The organism is Dactylosporangium sp. NPDC048998 (genome assembly GCF_043197855.1).
Lineage (GTDB): Bacteria > Actinomycetota > Actinomycetes > Mycobacteriales > Micromonosporaceae > Dactylosporangium.
On the sequence record NZ_JBICTV010000100.1, the window covers coordinates 1 to 1,511 of the forward strand.

At 71.4% G+C, this 1,511-nt stretch carries 1 protein-coding gene; it reads right to left on the reverse strand.

The genetic code is table 11. The features are described 5' to 3' along the window. Positions 1-8: 8 nt before the first annotated feature. Positions 9-1,442 carry an IS66 family transposase gene (gene tnpC, locus ACGFI8_RS47990; protein WP_392815818.1) on the reverse strand — a complete coding sequence of 478 codons (1,434 nt, stop codon included), beginning with the start codon at positions 1,440-1,442 and terminating at the stop codon, positions 9-11. Positions 1,443-1,511: the final 69 nt, after the last annotated feature.

The window sequence follows — 1,511 nt, forward strand, 5'->3', positions numbered from 1 at the left end:
GTAACTGTTCAGCTGGTTCCTGGTAGCCAGGTCCGTCCATTGTGGAGATCGGTGAGGGCTTCGAGGGCGTTGATGCCGTGTTTGCGGGTGGTGGACAGGTAGCTGCGGATGGCGCAGAACGTTTCGGCGCCGGTCCAGGTGCGCAGCCCGCCGCTGATCTTCTGCCGGAGTTTGACCATGCGGATGTCGCGCTCGGCCTGGGAATTGTCGAACGGTACGCGCAGGTCGTGGGCGAAGCGCAGCACGTCGGTGGCGAACCCGCGCAGGCGGGCGAGCAGGTTGACCGCGGGTGGGCGGGCGCGGTGTCCCGGCGGGGTGGGGTTGGCGGCCCTGCCGGCGGCGATGATGGTGTCGTAGCGTTGCCGGTAGACGGCCAGCAGGCGTTCGCCGATGGCCTCGGCTCCGTCGGCGCGGGCGGAGCGGGCCATATCGTTGATCTCGCACAGCAGCCGGATCAGGTCCGCCGCCCAGGTCTGGGACGGGTCGGCGTCGAGGACGCCGGCGAGTTCGCGCAGGTGGTGGGCATTGCACAAGGCGTGCGCGGTGCCGTAGCGGCGGTAGGGGGTGTAGCCGTCGTGCACCGCAATGCCGGTGAACACGGGCAGGACCCCGGCGGCGGCCATGGCGTCGTGACCTCGGGACGGGTGCACGCAGAACAGTGACAGCGTCGCGGTTGACGCCGAGTGCACCCACGCGCCGGCGCCGGCCACGCGCAGCCCGGTCTCGTCGAAGTGCGCCACGGGTGCGGCGGCGATCCGGTCTCGGACCGCTGCCAGGAACGGGGCCAGCCCGTCGCTGGTGCGAGCGAGCACGGTGAGCAGGGTGCCCGCCGACATGCCGACACCGAGCAGGTCCGCCAGGGTCTCGCAGGCTCGCTCATAGGGCAGGTGCTGGTAGCCGACCAGATAGGCGCCGATGGCGCGGACCCGCGGTCCGTACTGGGTGGGTGCGCCGGCCCCGTCGGGCGGGGCTGCCATCGTGACCGTCCCGCACCCGCAACGGCGGTGCTCCAGCTGGTGCTCGGTCACCTCCAGGCGCACCTGCGGCAGGTCGAACACCTGCCGCGCCTCGACCGACGTCACCGGTGCCCGGCGCAGCGACCGGCCGCACCCGCCACACGCGACCGGGCTGTGCACGATCACCTGGTCCGGCTCGGTGACCTGCCGCAGCGTGAACCCGTCCTGGCCGGGCTGCTTGCCCGGCGCCCGGCCTGAGGACTGTCGCCGCGACCGCGGCGGCGGCTTCACCGGCCCGTCCGACGACGGCGGCTTCGACGAGGTCCGCGAATCCTTACGCAGCAATGCCTCCAGTTCACCGACCCGACGCGTCAGCGCCTCGATCCGCGCGTCCCGCTCCGCGATCATCGCGTCCCGCTCGGCCAGCGAGGCCTCCAGCCGGGCCAGCCGCTCCAGTAACTCGGCAACCGGCAGCGAGTCGGACACGCCACCCAGGATGGTCCAGAACACCCACCAAGATCAAGACCCGCCAGCAAGAACCTGCTGAATGGTTAC